Origin of the sequence: Halomarina litorea (genome assembly GCF_024227715.1) — an archaeon.
GTDB classification, from domain to species: domain Archaea; phylum Halobacteriota; class Halobacteria; order Halobacteriales; family Haloarculaceae; genus Halomarina; species Halomarina litorea.
Genome location: NZ_CP100448.1, coordinates 2,617,906 through 2,641,103, shown reverse-complemented (window position 1 = coordinate 2,641,103; position 23,198 = coordinate 2,617,906). Strand labels below are relative to the sequence as shown.

Sequence of the window (23,198 nt, the reverse complement as noted above, 5' to 3'; positions counted from 1 at the left end):
GATGGCGCTCTCAGCCGTCGCGTGGGCGTCGATGCTCGTCACGCTCCTCGTCGTCCCCGGCGTCGCCACCGCCGCGCTCGTCCGGTCGCTGCGCTCGGAGGAGCGCAAGCTCGAACTCCTCCGAAAGCAGGACAACATCGACAGCTACTCGCCGCGCGCGCTGGCCGACCTGCGCGAGTGGATTCGGGCCAACCCTGGGGACCCCTACGCGCCCGTCGCCCGCGAACGCCACAACGAGTGCGTGCGCTCGCTCCGCGAGATAGAGGAACCGTACTACGACTGGTCGGAGGAAGAGATTCGCGAATTGGAGACGCTCTGAGACCGGATGCGAGCATCCGGGACACTCTTGTCTCCGGGCACGAACCGACCGGTGTACGATGCCCTCCAACAGCACCCGCCGTGGGTTCCTCGCGCTCTGCGGTGCCAGCATGACCGCCGGCTGTTCCGTGCCGCTGTTCGACGGCGCCGTGTCGCTCCCGGTCCCGACCGGTGCGGGCGACTGGCCGTCGAGTGCCGGAGACGCCCGCCGGACCCACACCAACGCCGACGCCGACGGCCCGACCGGTCCCGTCGAGCCTGCGTGGACCGCCGACGGGTTCGGTGGGAAGATCGCCGTCAGCACGGCGGAGAACGGGGTCAGTCGGGTGTACGCGTTCGACCGGCGCAACGACGCCAGCCGACTGGCCGTCCTCGACGGGTCGGGCGAGGTCGGGTGGGCCGTCGACCATCGGGGGACCGAGGCCGTCACGCTCGTCGACGGTGTCGCCGTCGTTCCCGGACTCGGCCCGACGCTTCGGGCGTTCGCCGACGGGTCGGTCGCGTGGTCCGTTGACCTCGGTGGTTCGGACACCCTCGCGCCGCCGGTCGCCACGACCGCCGGCGTCTTCGCGACGACCCGGTCGACGGACGTCTACGGAGTCGCCCCGGGAGACCAGCGCTGGCACGCCGCGCCGCCGCGAAACCGCGTCCCGTACGACGCCGTCGTCGCGGCGACCGACTCGGTCGTCCTCCGTGGTTGTATCGAGACAGTCCGCCTGAACGCTCCCAGCAACCCGAGTCGGTACCACACGACCGTCGACGCCTACGACCCGGCGACGGGCGACCACCTGTGGAACTGGGGGTCACCGGGATTCCTCTACGACCTCGTCGTCGACGGCCACGCGCTCGTCGCCGTCGCCATCCCGACCGGGGGCCGGGAGGAGGGAGAACCCATCGACCGGACGCCCGTCCTGTTTGCACTCGACACCGAGAACGGACTGACGATGCGGCGGGTCCGACTCGACGTGCCGTCACTCAGGTCGATGGCGGCGGGGCCGGACGGCCTCGTCCTCGCGACGACCGGCGGCGTCCACGCCTTCGACGCCTCCCTCGAGCGACGGTGGAGCGCCCGTCCCGACGGCGAGTTCCTCTCGCTGGTCCGTTCGTCGGGGACGGTGTACGCCCTCCGACAGGGCGTCGACCCCATCGCCGCCTCCGTCGTCGCGTTCGACGCCGCGAACGGCGAGGAGCGGTTCACCCACGACATCGACCGACGCTACGGCGCGGTCCGAGCAGTCGTCGACGACATGCTCTACATCGAGGGCGAGGACCGCGGTGGCGCGGACAACCGGAAACTGGTCGCGCTCCGGGACGTCTAGGGCGCGTACGTCCCCGTCAGCGTCGCCTCCGCGAGGACGTGCCCCGTCGTCGCCGAGAGGAGTCCGAACACGTCCGCCGACGGGGGCAAGTCGAGCGTCGCGTCGAGGGCGAACAGGCGGAACCTAGGTGTGTTCGCGGTCCGGTGGGTTCGGGCCGCCGTAGCCCCGCGACCCGTAGTCGTTCGTCCCCTCCTCCGCTTCCGTCGCGTCCCAGTCCTCCGGTATCTCGCCGACGTCAGGCGGGACGTTCCAGACCACCCAGTAGTCCCACGCCGTCGTGCTCACGACGAGGCCTCCCGGGGCGAGGAGCGGGACGGCGAACCGACTCGCGACGTAGTGCGCCCGGACCCCCGCGTCCAGCATCCGGTCGAACCGGGCGGTGGGTTGCTCCCAGAAGGGGGCGTCGAACGTCTCGTCGTAGCCCTCGTAGCCGCCCCAGACGTTGTTGACGAGGCGTCGAGTCGCTCCGATTCGTTCTCGACGCGGTCGAACAGGTCCCGCACCTGTCCGTCGTCGGTATGGTCGCACTGCACCGCGATCCCCTCACCACCCCGGTCGGTGACGAGGGCCGCCGTCTCGCCGACGGTCCCGCCCAGTTCCGCTCGGGTGGTCGCGCCGGCGACTGACTGCCCGGTGACGTACACCGTCGCGCCCGCCGCGCCGAGTTCGGCGGCGATACCCCGACCCACGCCACGACTCGCGCCCGTCACGAGCGCGACGGCCCCGCGAGGTCCACCCCGGGTGGCCGGTCTGCGGGGTTCGGCTGGTTGGCGTCGTCGGTCATACCGTCCTGTGGCCGGTCGAGGGAGTAAGCGTGCCGGTGGGGCGGGGACCGCTCTCTCGTGTCACCTTTCGACCTCCCTTACTACCGACTCACCGACTGGTTAAGTGTCTGCCAGCAATACTGCGCCTATGACCGAACCGAGGAGGTGGACGCGGGCCGGCGGCCGTCCCGAAGGCGGTCGCGACCGGCCGACGCGCGATGCGCCGCCGTGAGTTCCTCCTCGGGACGGGCGTGGTCGGCACGCTCGGGTCCGTCGGCGTCGTCTCCACGCTCGTCGGGGACATCGACGTCCGCTGGTGGGCGACCGAGCGCGCCGCCCAGTACCCCGACCTCCACGAACGGGTCGAGGGCTACCTTCGGCGGGGGTTCGAGGGCTTCGCGCTCTCCGCGAACGTCTCCTACGGCGGCGTCACCTCCTTCGACACCGAGAGCGCCTACCGCCTCGTCGTCGAGGGGATGTGGCCACGGCGCCTCGTCACCGGAACCGCAGAGGGGCGACACCTCCCCGTCGACGACGTCAACCTACTGGTCACCGACAGTTCCATGCGACGGGCGCCGACCGGTGCCGGCGTCCCCTACGTCGCCGCCGTCGGGGGCGCACGGGAACTCGCTCGCGCGCCCCCCGCCGACAGCGTCGGCCCCGTCGTCCCCGACTCGCTGCCCATGCGGACCGTCCAGATACTCCTCCACGAGTGCGGCCACGCCCTCGGGTTGCAACACGACCACGGCTCGATTCGGGAGTCGGACGACGGCTCCGGGGTGGTCGTCAGCCCGATGGTCAGCGGCTACGCGTGGGCCGCCAGACCGCTCGAACGCCGGCAGTTCAACTTCGAGACGAACCGTTGTGGCCGCCCGTACTCGTCCGTCGTCGGGAAGGACCGCCACCTCCTGTTGCGCTTCGACGCCTGCGAACGACGGGGGATCTACCAGTACCGGCTGCCCGCGCTCCCGGCCAGCCCGCTCACCGGCCTGACCGCCGAGGAACGCCTGCGCCAGCGCCTGCCCTGCGAGACGTGCGCGCTCGCCTCGCCCGAGGAACACTGACGGAAGACGCGGACGTCGCGCGGTTCGACCGCTCCGTCGACGAGACGCTCTGACGCCTCTCTCGACTACTCGACGGTGACGCTCTTCGCGAGGTTGCGCGGCTTGTCGATGGGCCGTCCGAGCTGGGCGGCGGCGTAGTACGCCACGAGCTGCAACTGGACGTTTGCCAGCACCGCCGCGGTCCGGGGGTCGCTCTCGGGAATCTCGAGGACGTGGTCGGCGTAGCGCGCCACGTCGGACTTCCGGTCGGTCACCGCCACGACGGGCGCGTCGCGCGCCTCCACCTCCTTGACGTTCCCGATGGTCTTGCGCGCCTGTTCGCCCTCGCCCGTGACGAGCGCGAAGACGGGCGTGTTCTCGGTGACGAGCGCGAGCGGGCCGTGTTTCAGTTCGCCCGCCGCGAACCCCTCGGCGTGCTCGTAGGAGATCTCCTTGAACTTCAGCGCCCCCTCCAGCGCGACGGGGTAGTGCATCCCCCGCCCGATGAAGAAGTACGCGTCCGAGTCGACGTACTCCTCGGCGACCTCCTCGGCCTTCGAGGTGTCGAGGACGGTCTGGACGCTCGCGGGTAGGTCGCGGAGCGCCGCGATGGTCTCGCGGCGACTCTCGCGCAGGCTCTCGACGAGGAGCGTCAGCGCGACCACCTGTGAGGAGAACGTCTTGGTGGCTGCGACGCCGATTTCGGGACCGGCGCGGATGTAGAGCGTGTCGTCGCACTCCCGCGAGACGGTCGACCCGACGACGTTCGTCACGGCGAGGGTCTTCGCGCCCCGTCGCCGGGCCTCGCGGAGCGCACTCAGGGTGTCGGCCGTCTCGCCGCTCTGGGTGACGCCGACGACGAGGTCGTCGCCGATGGGCGGCGGCGAGGTGGCGTACTCGCTGCCGAGGAACGCCTGCGCCGGGATGCCGGCCTCCTGAAACAGCTGTGCGCCGTACACCGCCGCGTGGTAGGAGGTGCCACAGGCGACGAACTGGACGCCGGTGGGGTCGACGTCCACGTCGAGGTCGACCTCGCCGCTCAGTTCGCTCACCCGCCCGCTGACACACTGGCGCAGGGCGCGGGGCTGTTCGTGTATCTCCTTCAGCATGTAGTGGTCGTAGCCCGACTTGCCGGTCTCCTCGGGGTCCCACGTCACCGTGTCGATGGCCTTCTCGACGGGGGCCCCCGTCGAGTCGGTCACGGACCAGCCCTCGCCATCGAGGACCGCGAACTCGCCGTCTTCGAGGTAGACGACCTTGTCGGTGAACTCCCGGAACGCGGGGACGTCGCTGGCGAGGTAGACGGCGTCGTCACCGATACCGAGGACGAGCGGGGAGTCCTCGCGGGCGGCGAACACCCGGTCGTCGTCGGCGAGGACGCAGGCGATGGCGTAGCTCCCCTCCAGTCGCTCGATGGCGGACCGGAAGGCCGTCTCGGGGTCGGCCCCGCCCGCGAGTTCCGTCTCGATGAGGTGCGGGACGACCTCGGTGTCCGTCTCGCTCTCGAACTCGTGGCCCGCGTCGGTCAGTTCGTCGCGCAGTTCCTGGTAGTTCTCGATGATGCCGTTGTGGACGACGGCGACCCGCCCCGTGCAGTCGCGGTGCGGGTGGGCGTTCTCGTCGGTCGGCGGGCCGTGCGTCGACCACCGGGTGTGGCCGATGCCGACGCGTCCGCTGACGCCGTCGCGCTCGCCGTTCAGCGCCCGCCGGAGGTTCTCGAGTTCCCCCGCGCGCTTGACGACCTCGACGCTCCCGTTGGCGAGGGCGACGCCGGCCGAGTCGTAGCCGCGGTACTCCAGTTTCGAGAGGCCGTGGACGAGGGTGTCGAGCGTCTCGTCGCCGCGACCGACACAGCCGATGATGCCGCACATTACCGGACCACCTCCGAGTCAGCCCGGACGGTTCCGTCGACGACCACGCCGGTACCGAGTCGGGCGCTCGTCCCGACGAGCGTGCCGGGTTCGCAGGTGACCGCACCGCCCGTCCGCACCCGGTCTGCGAGCACCGCCCCGAGGCGCTCGCCGCGGTGGACGGCGTCACCCACCTGCACGTCGGCGGGGCCGCCGGGGACGACGGTGCCCGGCCCGAGGTGGACGTCCTGTCCCGTCACGCAGTCCAGCAGGACGCTCCCCGGCCCGACGCGGGTGTCCGTATCGAGCACGCAGTCCTCCAGGGTGGCGTTCGCGCCGACGGTGGTGTTGCGCCCGAGGGCGACGTTCGGTCCGACGACGGCGCCCGCGCCCACCTCGCAGTCGGGACCGATGACGACCGGGGTCTGTAGCCGCGCCGTCCGGTCGACGGTGGCGCTGTTGGCCACCCAGACGCCGCTCCCCGTGGTCGGCTCCTCGACCAGCCCGTGGCGAAGCACCTCACGGGCGACGGTGAGCAGGTCCCACGGGTAGGTCGCGTCCACCCAGAGGCCGTCCGTGCGGACGCCCCGGACCCGACGCTCCTCGACGAGGTCCTCGACGGCGCTCGTCAGCGGGAGGGTGCCGTTCTCGCGGGCGGTGGTCGCCAGCGCGTCGAACACCGACCGGTCGAAGGCGTAGACCCCCGCGTTGATGAGGCGGTAGTCCTCGCGCTCGGGCTTCTCGACGAGGGCCGTGATAGTGTCGCCCTCGATCTCCACCGCACCGTAGCGTCGGGCGTCGCCGTGTTCGAGGACCGCGAGCGCCGCGCTGCCGTCCTCGGTGTGGGCGTCGATCACCGCCTCGACCATCCGCGGTTCGATGACCCGGTCGCCGTTGACGACGACGAACGACCCCTCGACGGCGCTGGCGGCCTGCTGGAGGGCGTGGCCACTCCCCAGCTGTTTCTCCTGGGCGACGTACTCGATGTCGACGTTCCGGTAGGAGGGGCCGAAGTGGTCCTGGACCCGGTCGCGCTTGTAACCGACGACGAGACAGAGACGGGAGATACCGGCGTCGATCAGGGCGTCGAGGACGTACTCGAGGATGGGGCGGTTCGCGGCCGGAAGCATCGGCTTCGGCCGGTTGCGCGTCAGCGGATGGAGTCGGTTCCCCTCCCCCGCGGCGAGGACGACCGCCGTATCGATGGACATACCTATCGCTCACTCTCCGGGGACGTGAACGTTCTGTCTACGCCACGGGCCGTGCGCACGCGCCACAGCGACGCGCGGGACTACGCGAGGGGACCTCGCCGTTTCCACAGAAGGATTGAGTCGTGGGAGAACGCGGCCTCGAACACCGCCGCCAGCGCGAGGTGCTGGCGCATCGACCGGTGGTGCCGGTTTCTGACCGCCGCCTCCGCGGTGACGTGGTACACCTTCGTCCGCACGAGTTCGACGGCCTCCAGCAGGTCTCCGTCCGCCAGGTCGTGGAGTCGCGGGTACACCGTCTCCGGACTCGCGTTCGTGTCGAACAGCCGCGCGAGGTCACCCATCTGTTCCTTCCCGTGGGTCTCCTCTCCCCGGAGGGTGACGAGTGGGGAGACCGAGGCCGTCGAGGGCCGCCGAAACCGCACGCGCGTCCCTGAGCCGCGCGCTCTCGGTCGGGAGATGCGACCCGCTCTCGTCTAGGTTCCACGTACCAGCCGTACCACCGGTTAGTATCTCTCCAATTTAACAATCTCCTCGAACTGTTACCATCCGCACAGGCGATCACTCACGCGCCGCCGAGGACGAGTAGGAGGCCGCCGAGGAGGGCGAGGGCGCCGAGGGCGATGCAGACGCCCCAGAAGGCGACGCGCTCGACCACCCGCATCAGCGCGTCGATGGTCAGGTAGCCGACGACGGCGCTGGTGGCGAGGGCGACCGCGGTCGCCGTGGGCGTGAGCGCCGGCAACCCCTCCGAGAGGAGGACGAGGACGCCCGCCCCGGCGGCGGCGGGAATCGACAGCAGGAAGGAGAGGCGGAAGGAGGAGGGGCCGTCGTGCCCCCGGAGGAGCAGCGCGCCCGCCGTCGTCCCCGAGCGCGACACGCCGGGGAGGACGGCGAGTCCCTGGAGGACGCCGACGAGGAGGGCGTCCCCGGCGGTGGGCGTCTCCCGCGTGCCCAGTGCGCCCGTCGCGACGCGCTGGAGGACGCCCGTCCCGACGAGGAGTGCACCGACGAGGGCGACGAACGCCCCGCCGGTCAGCGCCGAGACGAGTTCGTCGAGGACGGTGTAGGCGACCGCCCCCGACAGCGCCGAGACGAGCGTCGCGACGACGAGGAAGGTGAGTTCCGGCGTCCGCTCGAACGCCGTCGCGGGCCGCCACTCGGGGATCCGCGCGAGGACGTCGCGGACCTCCCCGCGGTAGTAGACGAGCGCGGACACCGCGGTGCCGGCGTGGAGGACGAGCGAGAACTGGGTGGCTGCTTTCGCAGGTAAGCCCTCGACCACGGAGAGATAGAGGGAGATCTGTCCCTCGCTCGATATCGGTAACCACTCGAAGACGCCCTGCAGGACGCCGACGACGAGTGCGAGCAGGAGGGAGTCGTCCATACGTCGTCGCGCTTCCGAGACCACAAAACCCGTTCGTTTCCGTGAAGCCCCCCGCCTTTTTCCGTCCGGGCGCCGCTCAGTCATGGAGCACATTCATCAGTGTCCAGTCCTGCCCTTCGTTCATGAGCGATACGAGTACTGTCACGGCCGTCTTCCGAGCAGAATCGCCACGCGTCCGACACCCGGACGCGGGCGCGGGGCCCCCGGTATGAGTGGTCGCCTGACCGAGGCCGAAGCGCGACGACTGCTCGCGCTGGGTCGCGACCTCGGCCCGGCCGCACCCAACAGCGACATCGTCGACATGCTGGCCGTCGGTACCGGCGTCAAGCCCATGGCCGGGCTGGCGGCGTGTTACACCGCCGAGGGGATTCCGGCGTGGGACGTCGTCGAACCCGAACCGACGCTGGCGCGCGAGGACCTGGGGAGAGCGCTCGACGCCGTCGGGTTCGACTGGGTGATGACCCCGGTCGAAACCGTCGAGGAGGACGGCAGGGAGTTCATCTGGTACGAACTCCTGCTCGGGACCGACCGGCAGACGGTCCCCCGCTTCCTCCGGACGGCGGGCCCGTCGCCGGGGGCGCGAACCCAGCGACAGTACGGCGAGGCGCTCGGCTACCCCTCGTCGGCCGTCGAGTGGTTCGTCGACCGCACGCCGGAAGCCGACCACGACACCGTCTTCGAGGTCATCGCCGATTCCGACGCCTACGGCGACAACGCCCAGACGCTCGCGGCGAGCGTGCCCTACGTCCCCTCGCCGACCCGGGAGGGGGCGAAAGACGCCATCAGCGACGGGCGCGAACTGACGAACGCGCTCGGGTCGCTCGACGACGTCGCCGACCGGGACGCCTACGCGGAGACGCTCCTCGGCGAACGGGTCCGCGAGACGTTCTCGAACTACGACGCGGCGCAGGCGTGGCGCGACCCGCTCCACCGGGCGATGGGATAGGCGCCCGTGCGACCGCCACGGCTTTTCTCGTTGGTCGCCTCCCCGTCCCATGTACGACCGACTGCGCGCGCAGACACCCCCGCCGACCGCCGAGGGCTGGCAGTCGGGGGTGGTCCGTCGGGTCGACCGTCGCGAGGCCAGGTACGTCGTCACCGTCGCCCCGGACGACGGCAACAGGTCGGTCGAGGTGACCGTCTCGGACGCCGTCTACGACCTGTTCACCGGCCGACTCGACCGGGCCGTCGAGACGCCCGCCGACGTGGCCGGCGCGACGGTCTGGTTCAAATAGCTGTCGGCGACCGGAGCCTGCCGGTCGCTCGGTTCCGCCGCTCGTGGCTGGCCGTCTGTACTACTTTCCGTGAGATTACACAACGTATAACCCATCACGCGCCAAACCCAAGGGTATGCCACCAGAGCAACTGAAGGGCCTTCACCGGTGCAGTTGTGGCGAGGTGTTCGAGACGGCCGACGAACTCCTCGAACACGCGCGAGTCGAACACGACGCGGTCGTATAGTCCGTTCTCTGGTCCCCGTACCCACTCCTCCGCGAGTAGCGGTGGCAACTGGTAAGGCGCCCTCACTCGTGGGGGGAGCATGACTGCCGGCGAGCGACTCGGCTTCCACTCGCTCACGCGGGAGCGGGCGACGGACCTCCCTGTCGAGGGGTCGCTCCCCGCGTGGCTCACGGGGGTCCTCGTCCGCAACGGCCCGGGGTCGTTCACCGCGGGGGGGACCGACATCGACCACTGGTTCGACGGGTTGGCGATGCTCCACCGCTTCGGGTTCGACGGCGAGGGAGTCACGTACCGGAACCGCTTCCTGCGGACCGACACCTTCGAGCGGGTGTGGGACGGCGAGCCCCTGACCGGGTTCGCGACGGGCGGCGCGTCGGCGCTCGACCTCCTTCGGGCGCTGTTCGCGCCCGCCTACGACAACACGAACATCGTCGCCGAGCGCTTCGGCGACCGCTACCTCGCGCTCACGGAGACGCCGCGCCGGGTCGAGTTCGACCCGGGGACGCTGGACACCCTCGGACACGTCCAGTACGACGGCCCGGAACCGAGCGGACACCTCTCGTGTGCCCACCTCGTGCGCGACCCGTGGACCGACCGACTGGTCACCTTCGAGGTGGAGTTCGGCCGGCGGTGTGCCTACCACGTCCACGAGACGGTCGACGCGACGAGTCGGGAGCACGTCGCTACGGTACCCGTCGAGGAACCCGCGTACATGCACAGTTTCGCGCTCACGCCGAACTACGTCGTCCTCACGGAGTTCCCGTTCGTCGTGGACCCGATGGACATGCTCCGGAGCGACGGCGGGTTCGTCGACGCCTTCCGCTGGGAACCCGACCGGGGCACCCGGTTTCTCGTCGTCGACCGGCGGACCGGTGGCCTCGTCGCCGAACCGCGGATGGAGGCGTTCTTCGGGTTCCACCACGTCAACGCCTACGAGCGCAACGCCCGGCCGGCGGGCGAGGGCCGCCCGCGACCGGGCGACGACCTCGTCGTGGACCTCGAGACGGTCCCCGACGCGGCCTCGCTGGCGGCGCTCTCGCTCTCCCGCCTCCGCGCCGACGACCTCGGGGTCTTCGGCGGGTCGCTCGACCGCTTCACCGTCTCGCTCCGTGCGGACGGGGCGTCGGTCGACCGCGAGCGACTGCACGACGGCACCGCCCTCCCGACCGCTTCACCCGCCGTGCGCTGTCGACCCCACCGCTACGTCTACGCGCAGGGGACCGACCAGCCGGTCACCGAGTGGCCCGGTCGGCTGGTGAAAGTCGACACCGAGACGCGCGAGGCGACGGCGTTCGCCGCCGAGGGAGAGCGCCACTACAGCGAGCCGATATTCGTCCCCGCGCCCGCGAGCGACCGCGAGGCGGAGGACGACGGCGTCGTCCTCACGGTGGAACTCGACGTGGGGGCGGGCCACTCGTGGCTCGTCGTCCTCGACGGTCGGACCTTCGAGGAGCGGGCGCGGGCCGCCGTCCCGCACGCTATCCCCTTCGACTTCCACGGCCGGTACTTCCCCGAACTCGACTGAGCGTCGTCCCATTGGGAGCGAGTCGCCAGAGCGCGAGGTGCACGAGGAGGCCGAGCGCCAGCAGGCCGAAGTTCACGACCGGGTCGTACACCCACAGCACGTCGAAGCTGACCACCGCGTCCGAGAGCGGGAGCAGCGGGCGAATCGGCGGGGCCACGTCGGGGGCGGTGAGCATATCCCCGAGGATGTGCGTCGTCCCGCCGAGGACGAACGCGCTCGCGGTGACGGCGAAGACGGTCCGCGCCGGGAGGTGGCGGGCGTCGCTCCCGGGCCGGAAGTGCCGTCGCCCGCCCGAGACGTACCACCACGTCACGAGGCCGCCGAGGAGGAGGCCGACGGCGAGGACGAACCACACGCCGTGGGTCACCCCGTGGTGCTCGATGGGGAGGAACGCCTCGAGGACGAGGTCCACGTCCGGGAGCATCGCCGTCAGCAGGGCCAGCAGGGTGACGCCAACCGCCTCGCGGGTCACCAGGCCGAACCAGACGGGCGACACCACGAGGAGGACGAGGCCGACGTGGCCGGGCAGTTGCACTACCGACCGCCTCCAGGAGCCGTGTCGACGGGCGGGACGCACACGACGCTCACCAGCCTGCGGGCCGCTCCGTGCGTGGCCCGCTCCGGGCGACGTGCCCGTACTTCAGGAGGGCGACGAACACCGTCCCGCCGACGACGTTCCCTATCGTCGAGAAGACGAGGAAGTACGCGAAGTCCCCGAGACCGACGCCCGTGCCGCCGAGGACGCCCATCACCACCTCGACGGTGCCGGCGATGCAGTGGGGGGCGTGCAACAGCGCGATGGCCGACGTGCAGATGAACACGAACAGCACGCGCGTGAAGGACTCCTGGCCGGCCGCGACGAGCCACGACAGCAGGCCCATCAGCCACCCGGCGAGGACGCCCGCGCCGACGAGCACCCACCAGGGGTGTTCGACGAGGCCGGTCGCGATCTCGGTGAACGCCGCGGGCTCGATGACGCCCGTGGCGGGTCCGATGACGGCGAGGAAGGCCGCGAACAGCACCGCGCCGACGATGTTCCCGGCGTAGACGACGCTCCAGAGGCGGGCGAGCTGGCCGACGGACGCCTGCCGGTCGAGGACCGGGAGGACCGCGAGCGTCGTGTGCTCGGTGAACAGCTCGGAGCGCCCGAGGACGACGAGGATGAATCCGACGGTGTAGGCGCTCGCCATCAGCAGCTCCTTCGTCAGTTCGTTGGCGAACGAGAAGTCCGCGAGCGTGAGCATCACGGCCATCAGCGCGGGGCCGAACCCCACGTCGAGACCCGCCGAGAGACCCGAGAGGAACAACCCGTCCCAGGGGCGGCGGAGTTCGCTCAGCCCCTCGTGTATCTGCTCGGTGAGGATGTCCTGTTGGGACTTGGGGCTGGTCGCGTCCCCGGACCCCTCGGTCGCGGTTGCCATTCCGCCGAAGTACGGTGGGTGAGAGCTTAGTTAAGCGACGGAACCGCTCTGACTGTCCGGGACTCGGGACGATTGCACGGGATCGCCCCGCGAAGAGGACAGTTGCGCGGACGCCCCGGCGGAGCCACGGACGGGCGATTCTGCCCTTGCAGGGTCAACGGTTATCCGGCGCTATCGTGTCCATTTCGGGTAGCATGTCCCACGACATCGCGGCGTGCCGGTGCTGGACCGTCCGACCGACCGCGCGGACCGGGGGGGTGGCCTGACGATGGTGTCCTACCTCCCGGCGCTGCTGGCCATGCCGCTCCAGTCGGGTAGCCTGCTGTGGCTGGCCGTCGTGTTCGTCGTCCTCGCCGTCGTGGCGGGGCTGGCGGGATTCGGCGGTATCGCGGGGTTGACGATGGAGGCGGCGCGCATCCTCGTGCTCGTGTTCATCGTCCTCGCGGTCATCTCGTTCCTGCTCTGAGGGCGGGCGAACGGGCCCGGAGTGCCCGGCGGTCGGACGGCGCGTCGAGCGTCGCCGACACCGGCGTCGCCTCGGAGTAGTCCGTGAACTGCACCCGGACGGTCACCGGGTGGCCGGTGCGGTCGCTGATGCTGTCCTGTAACGTCCGCGCGAGCGTCGCGTAGTCGCGGTCCGAACTGCGCCCGAACTCGACGGTCACCGTCTCCGGTTCGCCGAAGATGCCCATGTCGTTGTACTGGGTGCTGACGTCGTGGAGTTCGAGGCCGCTGTAGGCCTCGTCGTCCAGCGTGTCGGTCACCTCCGTCCCGACCGAGTGCTCGAAGGCGATGTGCTGTGCGGTGGCGGCGGTGGTCCCCACCCCGACGACGACGAAGGCGACGGCGAGCAGGGCGTAGACTCCCGTCCGCAGGTCGAAGCCGACGCTCCCGAGCGAGTCCCGGACCACCGACGACCGGTAGCCGAGGAGGACCAGCGCGGCGTAGGCGGTGACGTTGATGAAGAAGATGTTCATCAGGAGGAGGACGATGGCCCCGAACGCCATCAGCGGGAGGCCCCACACCGCGCCGATGCCGAAGGCGGCCGCGGCGGGGACGATTGCGGCGGCGACAGCGACGCCCGCGATGGAGACGGGGAGGTCAGTCGCCAGCGCCAGCGCACCCGCCGCGCCCGCACAGATGGCGATGGCCAGCGCCAGCAGACTCGGCGTGATGAAAAAGCCCACCTGCTCGGCGGCGGTTATCTGGAGCATCCGCGGGACGAACCCGGCCTGTCGCATGGCGACGCTGACGCCGAGGGCGCTCAGGACGGCCACCACGAGGCCGACGACCTGCGCACGGGCGCTCCGTCGAATCATGTCGTAGTCGTCGATGACCCACCCGACGGACGCCGAGAGGGTGGTCCCGGCGAACGGGGCGATGACCATCGCCCCGACGATGACGATGGCCGAGTCGAGCAGCAGGCCGGCGGTGGCGACGACGGCGCTCAGGAGGGCCAGCGCGATGTAGGTGCTCCCGTCGGGCCACAGGTCGTCGGCCCGTTCGCGGAGTTCGGGGTGGGAGATACCCCGGTCGCCCTGCGGCCCCTCGACCAGTTCGGCGGTGAGTCGGTCAGTGTCGACGCCCCTGACGGAACTCGCGTCGGTGACGACGGCGTAAGCGTCCTCGTCCAGTCCCGCGTCGTAGAGGCGGTCGAGCACCCCCTCGGCCGCCCCCGACGGCACCGGGATGTAACAGACCAGCGACGGGGTGTGGCTCACCTCGTCGACGAGGAGATACCGCGTGTCGAGGTCGTCGAGCGCCGACTCGACCGCCGCGCGGCGGTTCGTCGGCACCGACACCTGCAGTAAGCGCATGGCGTGGGTAACTCCACCCGGCGTGAAAACCGTTGCCGCCGGGAGAACGCCTCCCGTCCCGAACGGTTATGTCACTCGACGGTGGGGATTCGAGCAGAGATGGTCCCCCGCCCCTCCCCGGCCAGCGCCGCTCTCGACTCCCTCCCGAACGCTTCGCCCCCGCGAGGCCGCTGAGATGGTCGCGTTCTTCGACCTGCTCTCGGACTCGTGGGAGCGCACCCGCCCCGCCCGGGGCCTCGTCGTCGTCCCGTTCGTCTGGTCGCTCCTGCAGGTGGGCCAGATTTTCAGGGCCGTCGGGAGCGACCGGGTGCTCGACGTTGCCTTCCCGTTCCCGAAGGCCGTCGTCGGCCTGTGGTCGTTCGTCAACCCGCCCGCGCCGGACGGGTTCTCCGTCGCAGGTCCGCTGTGGGTCCTCCCGTTCGCCCTCGTCGCGGAGGGGGTGCTCGCGGCGGGCTACCTCGGGAGTCTCGAACAGACGTTCCGGACGGGCCGGTACGACTTCGTCGCCAACGCCCGCCGGTACGTCGTCGACCTGCTGGTGTACGCCGTGCTGGTGGCGCTGGTCGGGTTCCTCGTCGTGGCGGCGGCGCTGGCGAGCGGCATCCTCGGTCTGCTCGTCGGCGTCCCCCTGTTCCTCCTCGCGGGCTACCTGTTCTACGCCGCGCCCTTCCTCGTCGTCACGGAGGACCGGTCCATCGGGTCGGCACTCCGTCGGAGCTACCGGCTCGCCGTCGCGGGTGGCGAGCACCTCGCGTTCTTCGTGAAGTACCTCGTCGTCGGCGCGGTGGTGTCGGTGCCCGTCTCCCTGCTGGCGTACACGGCGGGCGTCGGCGGTATCCTCCTCGCGTCGGCCGTCGCCGCGCCCGTCGGGTTCGCGTTCTCGGCGACGACGCTCGCCTTCCTCCGGGGCGACCGGGCGCGCGGACGGCGGGTCGACACCGGTTTCGATGGACGGACGGCGGGTGGCGGCGAGCGACCGGACTGACGCTCGCCGCCGACCCGCCAATCCGAAGGCCAAAGGCGCGGCGTGGCCTGACGTACGCTAATGGACCTGCACGACGTGACGGAACGGGCGGTGGCGACCGGCCCGGTCTGCGACGCCTGTCTCGGGCGACTGGTCGCCGACCGCAGTTTCGGCCTCACGAACGCCGAGCGCGGGAAGGCCATGCGCGTCTCGTTCGCGCTGGCGACGGACGACCCCTACGAACCGCCGACCCCCGAGGACTGCTGGGTCTGCGAGGGCGAGTGTACCCGCTTCGAGCAGTTCGCGGAGCGAGCGCTCGCGGCGATGGAGGGCTGGGAGTTCCGGACCTATCAGGTCGGAACGCGCGTCTCGCCCCTGCTGGAGGAGAACGAGCGCTTCCTCCGGGAGGACGCGGGCCTGCCCGAGGACGCCGGCGAGCAGTTGAAATCGGAGTTCAACCGCGAGGTCGGAAAGCGCATCGGGGCGGCGACGGACGCCGAACTCGACCTCGAACGCCCGGACGTGCTCGCGCTCATCGACCTCTCGACGGACGACATCGACCTGCAGGTCAACAGCGCGTTCGTCTACGGCCGGTACCGCAAACTCGAACGCGACATCCCCCAGACGAAGTGGCCCTGTTCGGAGTGCGGGGTGTCGGGGATGAAGCGCGGCCAGCCCTGCGAGGCCTGCGAGGGGACCGGCTACCGCTACGGGACGAGCGTCGAACAACTCACGGCCCCCGTCGTCCTCGAGGCGATGAACGGCGAGGAGGCCGTCTTCCACGGCGCGGGCCGCGAGGACGTCGACGCCCTGATGCTCGACCAGGGGCGTCCGTTCGTCATCGAGGTCAAGAACCCGCGGCGCCGTCTCGTCGATGCCGCGTCGCTGGAGGCGTCCATCAACGAGTTCGCCGAGGGGCGCGCCGAGGTGGAGGGCCTGCGGCTCGCGACCCACGACATGGTCGAGCGGGTGAAGGAACTCGACGCCGAGAAGACCTACCGCGCCACCGTCGAGTTCTCGGACCCGGTCGACGACGAGGCGTTCCAGACCGCCCTCGACGACCTGCGGGGGGCGACGCTCGAACAGCGCACGCCCCACCGCGTCGACCACCGGCGGGCGGACATCGTGCGCACCCGGACCGTCTACGACATCGAGGGGGAACTGGAGGACGACTATCACGCCGTCGTCGAACTGCGCGGCGAGGGCGGCCTCTACGTGAAGGAACTCATCAGCAGCGACGACGGGCGCACCGACCCCTCGCTGGCGGGACTGCTCGGCGTCGACGCCGAGGTGACCGCGCTCGACGTCCTGCGCGTCGAGGGCGAGGACGAACCGTTCGAGCGCCCGGAGTTCTTCCGCGACGATGCGTCGGCCTGATACTTAACGGGCTGTCGCAGACGGCCGACAGGTTTTTGTGTATGTCACTATTTGTCACGACAAGGTGTGACAAACCATGTGCCACCGCAACACCACCGAGGAGTACGTCTTCCACTACGCGCCCGCGGCGGAACACGAGGATCCGGCGCCCGAGGGGAGGGAGCGACGCGAGGAGCACGACGACGGGGAGGACCGACTCGTCCGCCCGGCGGACGACTGAGGCTCATTCTTCGGCGCGTGCTCGCCTGACCAGCGCCGCCTCCGCCTTCCGCAAGTGGTCCGAGGCCGTCGAGGGCGCACAGCCGAGTGCCGCGGCCACGTCGTCGACGCCGCCCGTCCGCGGCACGTCGTAGTACCCCACTTCGAGGCCCGCGTCGAGCGCCGCCCGCTGGCGCCCGGTGAGGCTCGCCGCCCCCGCGTCTGCGTGGTCGTACTCGCCGACGCGTTCCACGTCCGCCCGGAGGGGGTCGGGGACCCCCTCGACCACCGACCGGAGCGCCCCCGCCTCGCCGACCACCTCGAAGCGCAGGCGACCGCCCGGCAGGTAGGTCAGCGGCGGGACGATGACGAGGTCGAGGCCCGCGAACGCCGCCGCGAACCGCGCCAGGCGCTCGCCGGTCCGTTCGCGGACGAAGACGTAGAACGACCCGTCGTCGAGCGCCGTCACGTCGTAGCGCTCGACGGAGTCCACCCCGTCGAGGGCGGCGACGTAGGGCTCCCGGTCGGCCACGACGTGGAACAGGGCGTGGGTCAGGTCGCCCGCCGAGAGGTTCCACGCGAGCATCCGCGACCGCTCGGCGTCGGGCGCGTCGTCCAGATACCGGTGCATCGGGTGGCGCCACGAGGGCGGGTAGCGTACCGTCAGGTCGAGATACTGCATGCCCGCGTGCCACGCCGCCACCGGCTTAAAGACACTAGTGCGTCCGACAGAACCGGCAAGCGCGGGGGCGGACGAGCCTCGGGTATGGCAGTCACGAACGGCGCCGACCTGCGGGTCCCCAGCGGCCCCGCGGGACTCCCCCTCCTCGGAAGCGCCCTCTCGCTGGAGCGTCGTCTCCCTGCCGCAGTGGGTCGTCCACCACGACGAACGCTGGTTCGACGCGCCCCTGGAGTTCCGGCCCGAGCGCTGGGCGACGTGGGACGGCCCGGAGTACGCCTACTTCCCGTTCTCGGGCGGCCCGCGCCACTGCATCGGGATGCGCTTCGCCCGGACGGAGCTACGCCTCCTCGTGGCGACCCTCGCCCGGCGGTTCCGGGTCGAGTCGCTCACCGACGCGCCACTCGACCTCGTGGCGACGGCCAACGCCGTCCCGGACGGCCCCGTCGGGGTTCGCCTGCACGAGCGCTGACCGGTCGCCTCACGCCCGCTCCGTCTCGACGGGCGCCGGGGTGTCGGCCAGTTCGAAGCGCATGAGCGCCTGCTGGGCCCGACGGAGTCGCTCGGAGAGCGCCTGATGGGAGACGTCGAGGTCCTCGGCGAGTTCGCCGAGCGACACCCGGCGGGGCACCTCGAAGTACCCCTGCCGGTAGGCCGCCTCGATGGTCTCGCGCTGTTTCTCCGTCAGGCGGAGGTCGTCCGTCTCGCCGGCCTCGCGGATGTGCGTCAGGTCCGCCTCGAAGCCGAAGCGGTCGAGGTGGGAGACGGTCGCGCCTACGTCGTCGCGGGAGGGAAACCGGAGGTGGAGTCGCCACGCGCCCTCGCGGGCGAGAGCCGCGCACACGACGCCCGACGCGCCGGTGACGACTGCGGCCACCAGCGCGACCGACTCGTCGAACGCGAGGTGGGCGAGCCACTGGCCGTCGCGTTCGGCGAGCATCCGGCGCAGTTCGACCGACGGGTCGGCCGCGAGCGCCTCCTCGATTCCCTGCCGGTCGGTCCCGCCGAGCCACGCGAACGTGAACGGCCGGTCCGGCCGCCCGGCGGCGACGCGTTCGATGCGACACGTCAGGGCGGGTTCCCGGCGGAACGCGGCCCCGAGTGCGACCCGGTCTGCGGGGAGGCGGAGTTCCGCCAGCGTGGGGACCGGCCGGTCGCCGGACCCGTCACCATCCCGCGTCGTCGACTGTCCGTCGTCGGGCACGGCGGGCAACACCGCCACGCCGTTCGTGGTGTTGGATGTCATTCGATGGGGAACGCGGTGGGGTCGGCCCCCTCACCGCTCGATGACCCGGGTGGGTCGTTCCGTGTCCCGTCCTGACGATGCCGATACGTCAACTTTCCGGCCACCGTTCGGGAGGCGTGACCGACACGCGGCGGAGAGGTACCGACGGGTCCGTCGTCCCGACGACAACGCCTATGGTGGGTGCGCGCCCCGCCTCCTCCATGGAGTTCGGCGTCGACGAGGCGGGGAAGGGACCGGTGCTCGGGCCGATGGTCGCCGCCTGCGTCTACGGTCCCGGGGCGGCGCTCCCTGAGGACGTGGACGACTCGAAACGGCTCGCCCCCGACCGCCGGGAGCGACTGGCCGCCCTCCTCCGGGACCACCCCGACGTGTCGACGGGCGTCGCCCGCGTCCCGACGGCGCGCATCGACGACCCCGGGACAGACATGAACTCGCTGACGGTGACGGCCCACGCCGCCGCCATCGCCGACGCCGCGGTTCCCGACGGGTGCGAGGGCCTCGCGGACGCGGCGGACGTCGACGAGGCCCGGTTCGCCCGTCGCGTCGCGGGTGCGCTGGACGGGGCGGTGACGGTGCGGGCGGTCCACCGCGCCGACGAGTCCTCGGCGCTGGTGGGGGCGGCGAGCGTCGTCGCGAAGGTGGAACGCGACGCCGCCCTCACCCGCCTCGCCGCCGACTACGAGGGGTACGACCTCGGGTCGGGCTACCCGAGCGACCCCGCGACCCGGTCGTTCCTCCGGGAGTACGTCCGCGATACGGGCGATCTCCCCGCGTGCGCGCGCACCTCGTGGAAGACCAGTCGGGACGTCCTCGCGGCCGCGGAGCAGTCCGCTCTCGACTCCTTCTGAGAGTGGCTAGCACGTGAGTCCGTGTTGGACCGGGCGGGCTACACGAGTAGCCCACAGGCTGAGTCGTGCGGGGTCGCTCCTCGGAAACGAGGCGGCCCGGACGACGCGTCGCTCATGACGGTTCGCCGTCACAGGTGGGGTAGGCATCCAGCGTCGCCCCGCCGCCTCGACTCTTTCGACACTACGGGATATGGCACGGCCGTGGCACGCGGCCGCCAACCGTTTTCACCCGCTGAGTGTACGCTCTCGCATGGAGTTCACCGTCGTCGAGGGCGACATCGCCGCACAGTCCGCCGACGCGCTCGTCAATGCAGCGGGCACCTCGCTTCGCATGGGCAGTGGCGTGACCGGGGCGCTCCGTCGCGCCGGTCGTGCCGCCGGTCCGTGTCGTGGTCGTTCCCGTCGTCCATACCTCGGGCGCGCGGCGACGGTAGTTCGGTCTATCGACTCCCCTCACTCCTCGATTCGGACCTCGCCGTCCACCACCTCGACCCGGAGGAGTGAGGAGGGGTCGACCGGGAGGTCGGGGATACCGTCGTCGCGTCTGAGGACCGTCACCACGTCCACCACCTCCGCGCCGGCCTCCCCGAGTGCGGTACAGACCGCCGCGAGCGTCCCGCCCGTCGAGAGCATGTCGTCGACGACGCACACCCGGTCGCCCGCCTCGACCCCGTTGAGGTAGAGTTCGTCCTCGCCGTAGCCGGTCGTCTGGTGGACGGCCACCTCCCCGTCGAGGCCGTACGAGCGCTTCCTGACGACGACGAACGGGAGGTCCGTCTCCAGCGAGAGCGCCGTCGCGTGGTGGATGCCCATCGCCTCGGGCGTGACGAGGTAGTCCACGCCCTCGAGGTCAGCCACCGTCGCGAGGGCGCGTGCCACCTCCCGCAGCAAGTCGGGTTCGACGCGCGGGATGCCGTCGGTGACGGGGTGGACCATGTAGTCGTACCCGTCGCGGTCCACGACGGGTGCAGAACGGAGCGAGGCCTTGAGTCGCGTGAGGTCCGGCATGGACGGGCCAACGGTCCCCGCGGGCTAAACCCACCGGCCGTTCCACGGCGAAAGGCAATTACGCCACGCGACGAACAGACGCTGTGACCGACGGGGAGCACCTGGAGGACGCGTTCTCGCTTCTCGCCAACGAGACGCGACTCCGAATCATCGAGGCCATCGGCGACGCCAGCGGCGGCGGCGAGTACGCGGTGCTGTCCCACCGGACGCTCCGCGACGCACTCGGGGTCCGCGACACCGGGAACCTGAACTACCACCTCCGGCAGTTGCGCGACCGGTTCGTCGAACGGGTCGACGAGGGGTACCAGCTCACGATTCCGGGAATCCGCGTCTACCAGGCCATCCTCTCGGGGTCGTTCGGGCCCGACCACCACCAGGTCCCGCCCGCGCCCGTCGACGAGGAGTGCCTCCGATGCGCCGAGCGGATGTGCGTCCGCTACGAGGGCGCGCGCTACTACCTCGGGTGCGAGGCGTGCGGGTGGACGCACACCCGGTATCCGCTCCCGCCGAACGCCTTCGATCCCGAGGACCCCGAGAGCCTGTGGCTGGCCGGCAGGCGACAGGCACAGTGCGCCCTCCGGACGTTCGTCAGTGGCATCTGCCCGTACTGCTCGGGACCGGTGCGTTCCGACTTCATCGACGAGAGTCACACCGAGGGGCTGAACGACGACACCTTCGCCCACCTGGAGTGTACCCACTGCCACTGGTACCACCACACCCCGATGGTGTCCCTCGCGCTTCACTACCCGGTGGTGCGGACGTTCCACGAACGCCGCGGAGTTTCCACCGACCCGTACCCCGGTGTCTTCGACGGCGACGCCGAGTGCGAAGTTCTGTCCCGCGACCCGTGGCGCGTCGCCGTCACGTACGACCTCGCGGACGACTCGCTCCGGGTGGTCGTCGACGGTACCCTCGACGTCGTCGACCGGTTCTTCTCCGAACATGTCAGTTCAATTTGAGTAATTCGCTACCCCGAAATCCTATGCCCGTACCGCACGCACCCCGAATCGGTAGGGGGCGGCGTACACGCCTCTGACAGCGGCCGTCCCCTCCCTCTGACAGCCCGTCCGGGTCGGACCCCCCGGACGGTTCTCGCGACGCCACTCCCCGTGAGCGACTGGCTTCGAGAAACGGTCGGACTCAGTCCAGCACGACGTTCCGCAGGATGTTCCCGTAGGCCGGGCGGGTGACGAGGACGCCGATGAGGACGCCGACGATGGTGACCAGCGCGAACCCCTGCAGGTCGCCCAGCGAGAGGACGGCCAGCGGGGACATGGCGACGATGGTCGTCGCGGCGGCCGCACCGATGACCCAGAACGCCTTGCGGAAGCGCGACTCGAACACCTTCCCGGTGCGCACCTCTCCCTCCTGCAGAATCTCGTCGGCGATGATGATGAGGTCGTCCACCCCCGTCCCGATGACGGCGATGAACCCCGCGATGTGCGAGAGGTCGAGGGCGAGGCCGACGGCGGCCGCGAACCCGAGGAGGATGAACACCTCGGCGGCGGCGGTCAGCAACATCGGGATGGCGACGCCGAGTTCGCGGTAGCGAAGGAAGACGACGCCCGCGACGGCCAGCACCGCGAAGAACCCCGTCACCACCGAGAACGTCTTGAACTCCTGTGCCAGACTGGGCTGGAGGAAGTACGACGTCCCGCTGTCGACGTCGAGTTCTGCGGGGAGCGCCCCCGCCTGCAGGTTCAGGCGGAGGTTCTGGGCCGCGCTCGTGTTGGGCGCACTGGTCTGGAAGCGCGGGTCCTTCACGAAGTCGCCGTTGTTGATGGTCTCGGCGAGACTCGGGGCCACGCTCGCCTCGTAGACGATTTCGCCCTGCACGGTGTTGTTGACGACGCCCCCGCCGACGACGGTGAACAGACAGTAGCCCGCGTCGTCGGGGTTGCGTTCGTACTGGCAGTTGAGCACGCCCTGGGAGCCCGTGAAGCCGTACTGCCGCATCGCGTCCGAGAACTCCTGTGCGGCGCTCTCGGTGAGGCGGATGGGGACGACGGGCTGACCGGAGGAGTCCTGTCGGACCGGCTGGACGTCCGCGATGCCCTCCTGGGTGAACAGCAGGACGTTGCGGTAGCCCGATCCGTTCTGGTCCGGGAAGTGGGCGACGACGGCGACCTGCCCCCGGTCACCGACGAGGTCGAGCACCTCGGACCGGCTCTTGCCGGGCACCTCGACGAGGACGAACGACTCGCCGGTCGCGCTCGTGACGACGGCGGCGTCACCCCCGGAGAACCCGCCCGCGCCGCGTATCTTCCGGTCCAGGACCTCCACGGCGGTCTGCATGGTCTGGTCGGTGACGCCCGACCGGACGTTCTCGGTCGTCGCCGAGAGGTTCGCGGCCTGCAGGGCGGCGACGAACTCCTCTTCGGTGACGTTCTCGTTGAACACCTCGACGGTGCCGCTGGCCGACGGGGTCGCGCCGGGGCGGGCCTGCACGTCGAGCGAGGAGACGGCCAGTTGATCGGCGACGGTCTCCTCGACGGTCTGCTCGTTGTCGGGCGTGACCGCGACGTCCTCGGCGGTCAGCCCCACGAGCGGCGCCCGCAGGCGCGTCCCGCCGGAGAGTTCCAGACCGTACTGGAGGTTCGTCGGGCCGGTGGAGACGGCCGCCGAGTCGTTCGTCGCGTTGCCGCCAGCGCCCCCGCCCGTCGGGGCGAACAGGGCGACGCCGCTCAGGACGACGAAGACGGCGAGCAGGACGACCCGCCAGTTCCCTCTGAGGTTCACTCGGACCACCCCCGGTGGTGAGCCGA

26 protein-coding genes and 1 pseudogene are annotated in these 23,198 nt (G+C 70.8%); 14 read left to right on the top strand and 13 right to left on the bottom strand.

Annotated features, from left to right (window positions below; all coding sequences use genetic code 11):
- The first annotated feature begins 1 nt into the window (after position 1).
- Positions 2-319 (top strand): DUF8026 family protein, encoded by a 318-nt coding sequence (locus NKG96_RS14630; protein ID WP_254535831.1) that lies wholly within the window; start codon positions 2-4, stop codon positions 317-319.
- A 58-nt stretch (positions 320-377) separates the two neighbouring features.
- On the top strand, positions 378-1,637 hold the full coding sequence (locus NKG96_RS14625) for an outer membrane protein assembly factor BamB family protein (protein WP_254535829.1): 1,260 nt from the start codon (positions 378-380) through the stop codon (positions 1,635-1,637).
- A 123-nt stretch (positions 1,638-1,760) separates the two neighbouring features.
- Here NKG96_RS14625 and NKG96_RS21190 read toward each other — a convergent pair whose 3' ends face one another.
- Positions 1,761-2,000, bottom strand: coding sequence for a YbhB/YbcL family Raf kinase inhibitor-like protein (locus NKG96_RS21190; protein ID WP_254535827.1), 240 nt, complete (start codon positions 1,998-2,000; stop codon positions 1,761-1,763).
- Positions 1,919-2,326, bottom strand: coding sequence for an SDR family oxidoreductase (locus tag NKG96_RS14615; RefSeq protein ID WP_254535825.1), 408 nt, complete (start codon positions 2,324-2,326; stop codon positions 1,919-1,921). The genes NKG96_RS21190 and NKG96_RS14615 overlap by 82 nt, the downstream gene beginning before the upstream one ends.
- A 293-nt stretch (positions 2,327-2,619) precedes the next feature.
- On the opposite strand from NKG96_RS14615, the gene NKG96_RS14610 reads away from it, so the two are divergent.
- Positions 2,620-3,465: a zinc metalloprotease gene (locus tag NKG96_RS14610; protein WP_254535822.1), complete on the top strand. Its 846-nt coding sequence runs from the start codon at positions 2,620-2,622 to the stop codon at positions 3,463-3,465.
- Between the two features lie 65 nt (positions 3,466-3,530).
- Here NKG96_RS14610 and glmS read toward each other — a convergent pair whose 3' ends face one another.
- The 4 genes from glmS to NKG96_RS14590 all read right to left on the bottom strand — a co-directional run bounded on the left by glmS (position 3,531) and on the right by NKG96_RS14590 (position 7,889).
- Positions 3,531-5,315, bottom strand: a complete 1,785-nt coding sequence (gene glmS / locus NKG96_RS14605; RefSeq protein ID WP_254535820.1) for a glutamine--fructose-6-phosphate transaminase (isomerizing) — start codon at positions 5,313-5,315, stop codon at positions 3,531-3,533.
- Positions 5,315-6,505: a bifunctional sugar-1-phosphate nucleotidylyltransferase/acetyltransferase gene (gene glmU / locus NKG96_RS14600; protein WP_254535817.1), complete on the bottom strand. Its 1,191-nt coding sequence runs from the start codon at positions 6,503-6,505 to the stop codon at positions 5,315-5,317. The genes glmS and glmU overlap by 1 nt, the downstream gene beginning before the upstream one ends.
- An 80-nt stretch (positions 6,506-6,585) precedes the next feature.
- The gene (locus tag NKG96_RS14595; RefSeq protein WP_254535815.1) at positions 6,586-6,927 is read right to left on the bottom strand and encodes a helix-turn-helix transcriptional regulator; all 342 of its coding nucleotides are present in this window, start codon (positions 6,925-6,927) and stop codon (positions 6,586-6,588) included.
- A gap of 140 nt (positions 6,928-7,067) precedes the next feature.
- Complete coding sequence (locus tag NKG96_RS14590; RefSeq protein WP_254535812.1) at positions 7,068-7,889, bottom strand: undecaprenyl-diphosphate phosphatase; 822 nt, start codon at positions 7,887-7,889, stop codon at positions 7,068-7,070.
- Between the two features lie 208 nt (positions 7,890-8,097).
- On the opposite strand from NKG96_RS14590, the gene NKG96_RS14585 reads away from it, so the two are divergent.
- The 3 genes from NKG96_RS14585 (at position 8,098) to NKG96_RS14575 (ending at position 10,875) form a co-directional block, all read left to right on the top strand.
- Positions 8,098-8,835, top strand: a complete 738-nt coding sequence (locus NKG96_RS14585) for a hypothetical protein (protein ID WP_254535810.1) — start codon at positions 8,098-8,100, stop codon at positions 8,833-8,835.
- 49 nt (positions 8,836-8,884) lie between these two features.
- Positions 8,885-9,124, top strand: coding sequence for a DUF7861 family protein (locus NKG96_RS14580; protein ID WP_254535808.1), 240 nt, complete (start codon positions 8,885-8,887; stop codon positions 9,122-9,124).
- A gap of 305 nt (positions 9,125-9,429) precedes the next feature.
- Complete coding sequence (locus tag NKG96_RS14575; RefSeq protein WP_254535806.1) at positions 9,430-10,875, top strand: carotenoid oxygenase family protein; 1,446 nt, start codon at positions 9,430-9,432, stop codon at positions 10,873-10,875.
- Here NKG96_RS14575 and NKG96_RS14570 read toward each other — a convergent pair.
- Both NKG96_RS14570 and NKG96_RS14565 read right to left on the bottom strand, forming a co-directional pair.
- Positions 10,829-11,410 carry a metal-dependent hydrolase gene (locus NKG96_RS14570; protein WP_254535803.1) on the bottom strand — a complete coding sequence of 194 codons (582 nt, stop codon included), beginning with the start codon at positions 11,408-11,410 and terminating at the stop codon, positions 10,829-10,831. The genes NKG96_RS14575 and NKG96_RS14570 overlap by 47 nt on opposite strands.
- A 49-nt stretch (positions 11,411-11,459) precedes the next feature.
- Positions 11,460-12,296, bottom strand: a complete 837-nt coding sequence (locus NKG96_RS14565; RefSeq protein ID WP_254535801.1) for a formate/nitrite transporter family protein — start codon at positions 12,294-12,296, stop codon at positions 11,460-11,462.
- 268 nt (positions 12,297-12,564) lie between these two features.
- Here NKG96_RS14565 and NKG96_RS14560 point away from each other — a divergent pair, with 268 nt between their 5' ends.
- The gene (locus NKG96_RS14560) at positions 12,565-12,762 is read left to right on the top strand and encodes a DUF1328 family protein (RefSeq protein WP_254538151.1); all 198 of its coding nucleotides are present in this window, start codon (positions 12,565-12,567) and stop codon (positions 12,760-12,762) included.
- Here NKG96_RS14560 and NKG96_RS14555 read toward each other — a convergent pair.
- Positions 12,743-14,113, bottom strand: coding sequence for a DUF389 domain-containing protein (locus tag NKG96_RS14555; protein WP_254535798.1), 1,371 nt, complete (start codon positions 14,111-14,113; stop codon positions 12,743-12,745). The two genes, NKG96_RS14560 and NKG96_RS14555, sit on opposite strands and share 20 nt — an antisense overlap.
- 175 nt (positions 14,114-14,288) lie before the next feature.
- Between NKG96_RS14555 and NKG96_RS14550 the strand changes: the two genes are divergently transcribed.
- The 3 genes from NKG96_RS14550 to NKG96_RS14540 all read left to right on the top strand — a co-directional run bounded on the left by NKG96_RS14550 (position 14,289) and on the right by NKG96_RS14540 (position 16,674).
- Positions 14,289-15,098: a hypothetical protein gene (locus tag NKG96_RS14550; protein ID WP_254535796.1), complete on the top strand. Its 810-nt coding sequence runs from the start codon at positions 14,289-14,291 to the stop codon at positions 15,096-15,098.
- A 60-nt stretch (positions 15,099-15,158) separates the two neighbouring features.
- Entirely contained in the window at positions 15,159-16,454 is a 1,296-nt protein-coding gene (locus NKG96_RS14545) for a tRNA pseudouridine(54/55) synthase Pus10 (RefSeq protein WP_254535794.1), read from the top strand.
- 76 nt (positions 16,455-16,530) lie between these two features.
- The gene (locus NKG96_RS14540; protein WP_254535791.1) at positions 16,531-16,674 is read left to right on the top strand and encodes a hypothetical protein; all 144 of its coding nucleotides are present in this window, start codon (positions 16,531-16,533) and stop codon (positions 16,672-16,674) included.
- 3 nt (positions 16,675-16,677) lie between these two features.
- Here the strand turns inward: NKG96_RS14540 and NKG96_RS14535 are convergent, their stop codons facing one another.
- A complete protein-coding gene (locus tag NKG96_RS14535; protein WP_254535789.1) occupies positions 16,678-17,334 on the bottom strand; it encodes a helix-turn-helix domain-containing protein in 657 nt (218 codons plus the stop codon).
- A gap of 37 nt (positions 17,335-17,371) precedes the next feature.
- Here NKG96_RS14535 and NKG96_RS14530 point away from each other — a divergent pair, with 37 nt between their 5' ends.
- The gene (locus NKG96_RS14530; protein WP_254535787.1) at positions 17,372-17,803 is read left to right on the top strand and encodes a cytochrome P450; all 432 of its coding nucleotides are present in this window, start codon (positions 17,372-17,374) and stop codon (positions 17,801-17,803) included.
- Between the two features lie 9 nt (positions 17,804-17,812).
- Here the strand turns inward: NKG96_RS14530 and NKG96_RS14525 are convergent, their stop codons facing one another.
- Positions 17,813-18,577 (bottom strand): helix-turn-helix domain-containing protein, encoded by a 765-nt coding sequence (locus NKG96_RS14525; protein ID WP_254535785.1) that lies wholly within the window; start codon positions 18,575-18,577, stop codon positions 17,813-17,815.
- A gap of 200 nt (positions 18,578-18,777) precedes the next feature.
- On the opposite strand from NKG96_RS14525, the gene rnhB reads away from it, so the two are divergent.
- Positions 18,778-19,425 (top strand): ribonuclease HII, encoded by a 648-nt coding sequence (gene rnhB / locus NKG96_RS14520; RefSeq protein WP_254535782.1) that lies wholly within the window; start codon positions 18,778-18,780, stop codon positions 19,423-19,425.
- A gap of 250 nt (positions 19,426-19,675) precedes the next feature.
- Positions 19,676-19,795, top strand: a pseudogene (locus NKG96_RS14515) (macro domain-containing protein); the annotation flags it as partial.
- A gap of 83 nt (positions 19,796-19,878) precedes the next feature.
- On the opposite strand, the gene hpt reads toward NKG96_RS14515, so the two are convergent.
- Positions 19,879-20,433, bottom strand: a complete 555-nt coding sequence (hpt, locus tag NKG96_RS14510) for a hypoxanthine/guanine phosphoribosyltransferase (RefSeq protein WP_254535780.1) — start codon at positions 20,431-20,433, stop codon at positions 19,879-19,881.
- Positions 20,434-20,516: 83 nt separating this feature from the next.
- Between hpt and NKG96_RS14505 the strand changes: the two genes are divergently transcribed.
- Positions 20,517-21,392 carry an ArsR/SmtB family transcription factor gene (locus NKG96_RS14505; RefSeq protein ID WP_254535778.1) on the top strand — a complete coding sequence of 292 codons (876 nt, stop codon included), beginning with the start codon at positions 20,517-20,519 and terminating at the stop codon, positions 21,390-21,392.
- Between the two features lie 181 nt (positions 21,393-21,573).
- Here NKG96_RS14505 and NKG96_RS14500 read toward each other — a convergent pair whose 3' ends face one another.
- Positions 21,574-23,172 carry a preprotein translocase subunit SecD gene (locus tag NKG96_RS14500; RefSeq protein WP_254535776.1) on the bottom strand — a complete coding sequence of 533 codons (1,599 nt, stop codon included), beginning with the start codon at positions 23,170-23,172 and terminating at the stop codon, positions 21,574-21,576.
- Positions 23,173-23,198 lie beyond the last annotated feature (26 nt).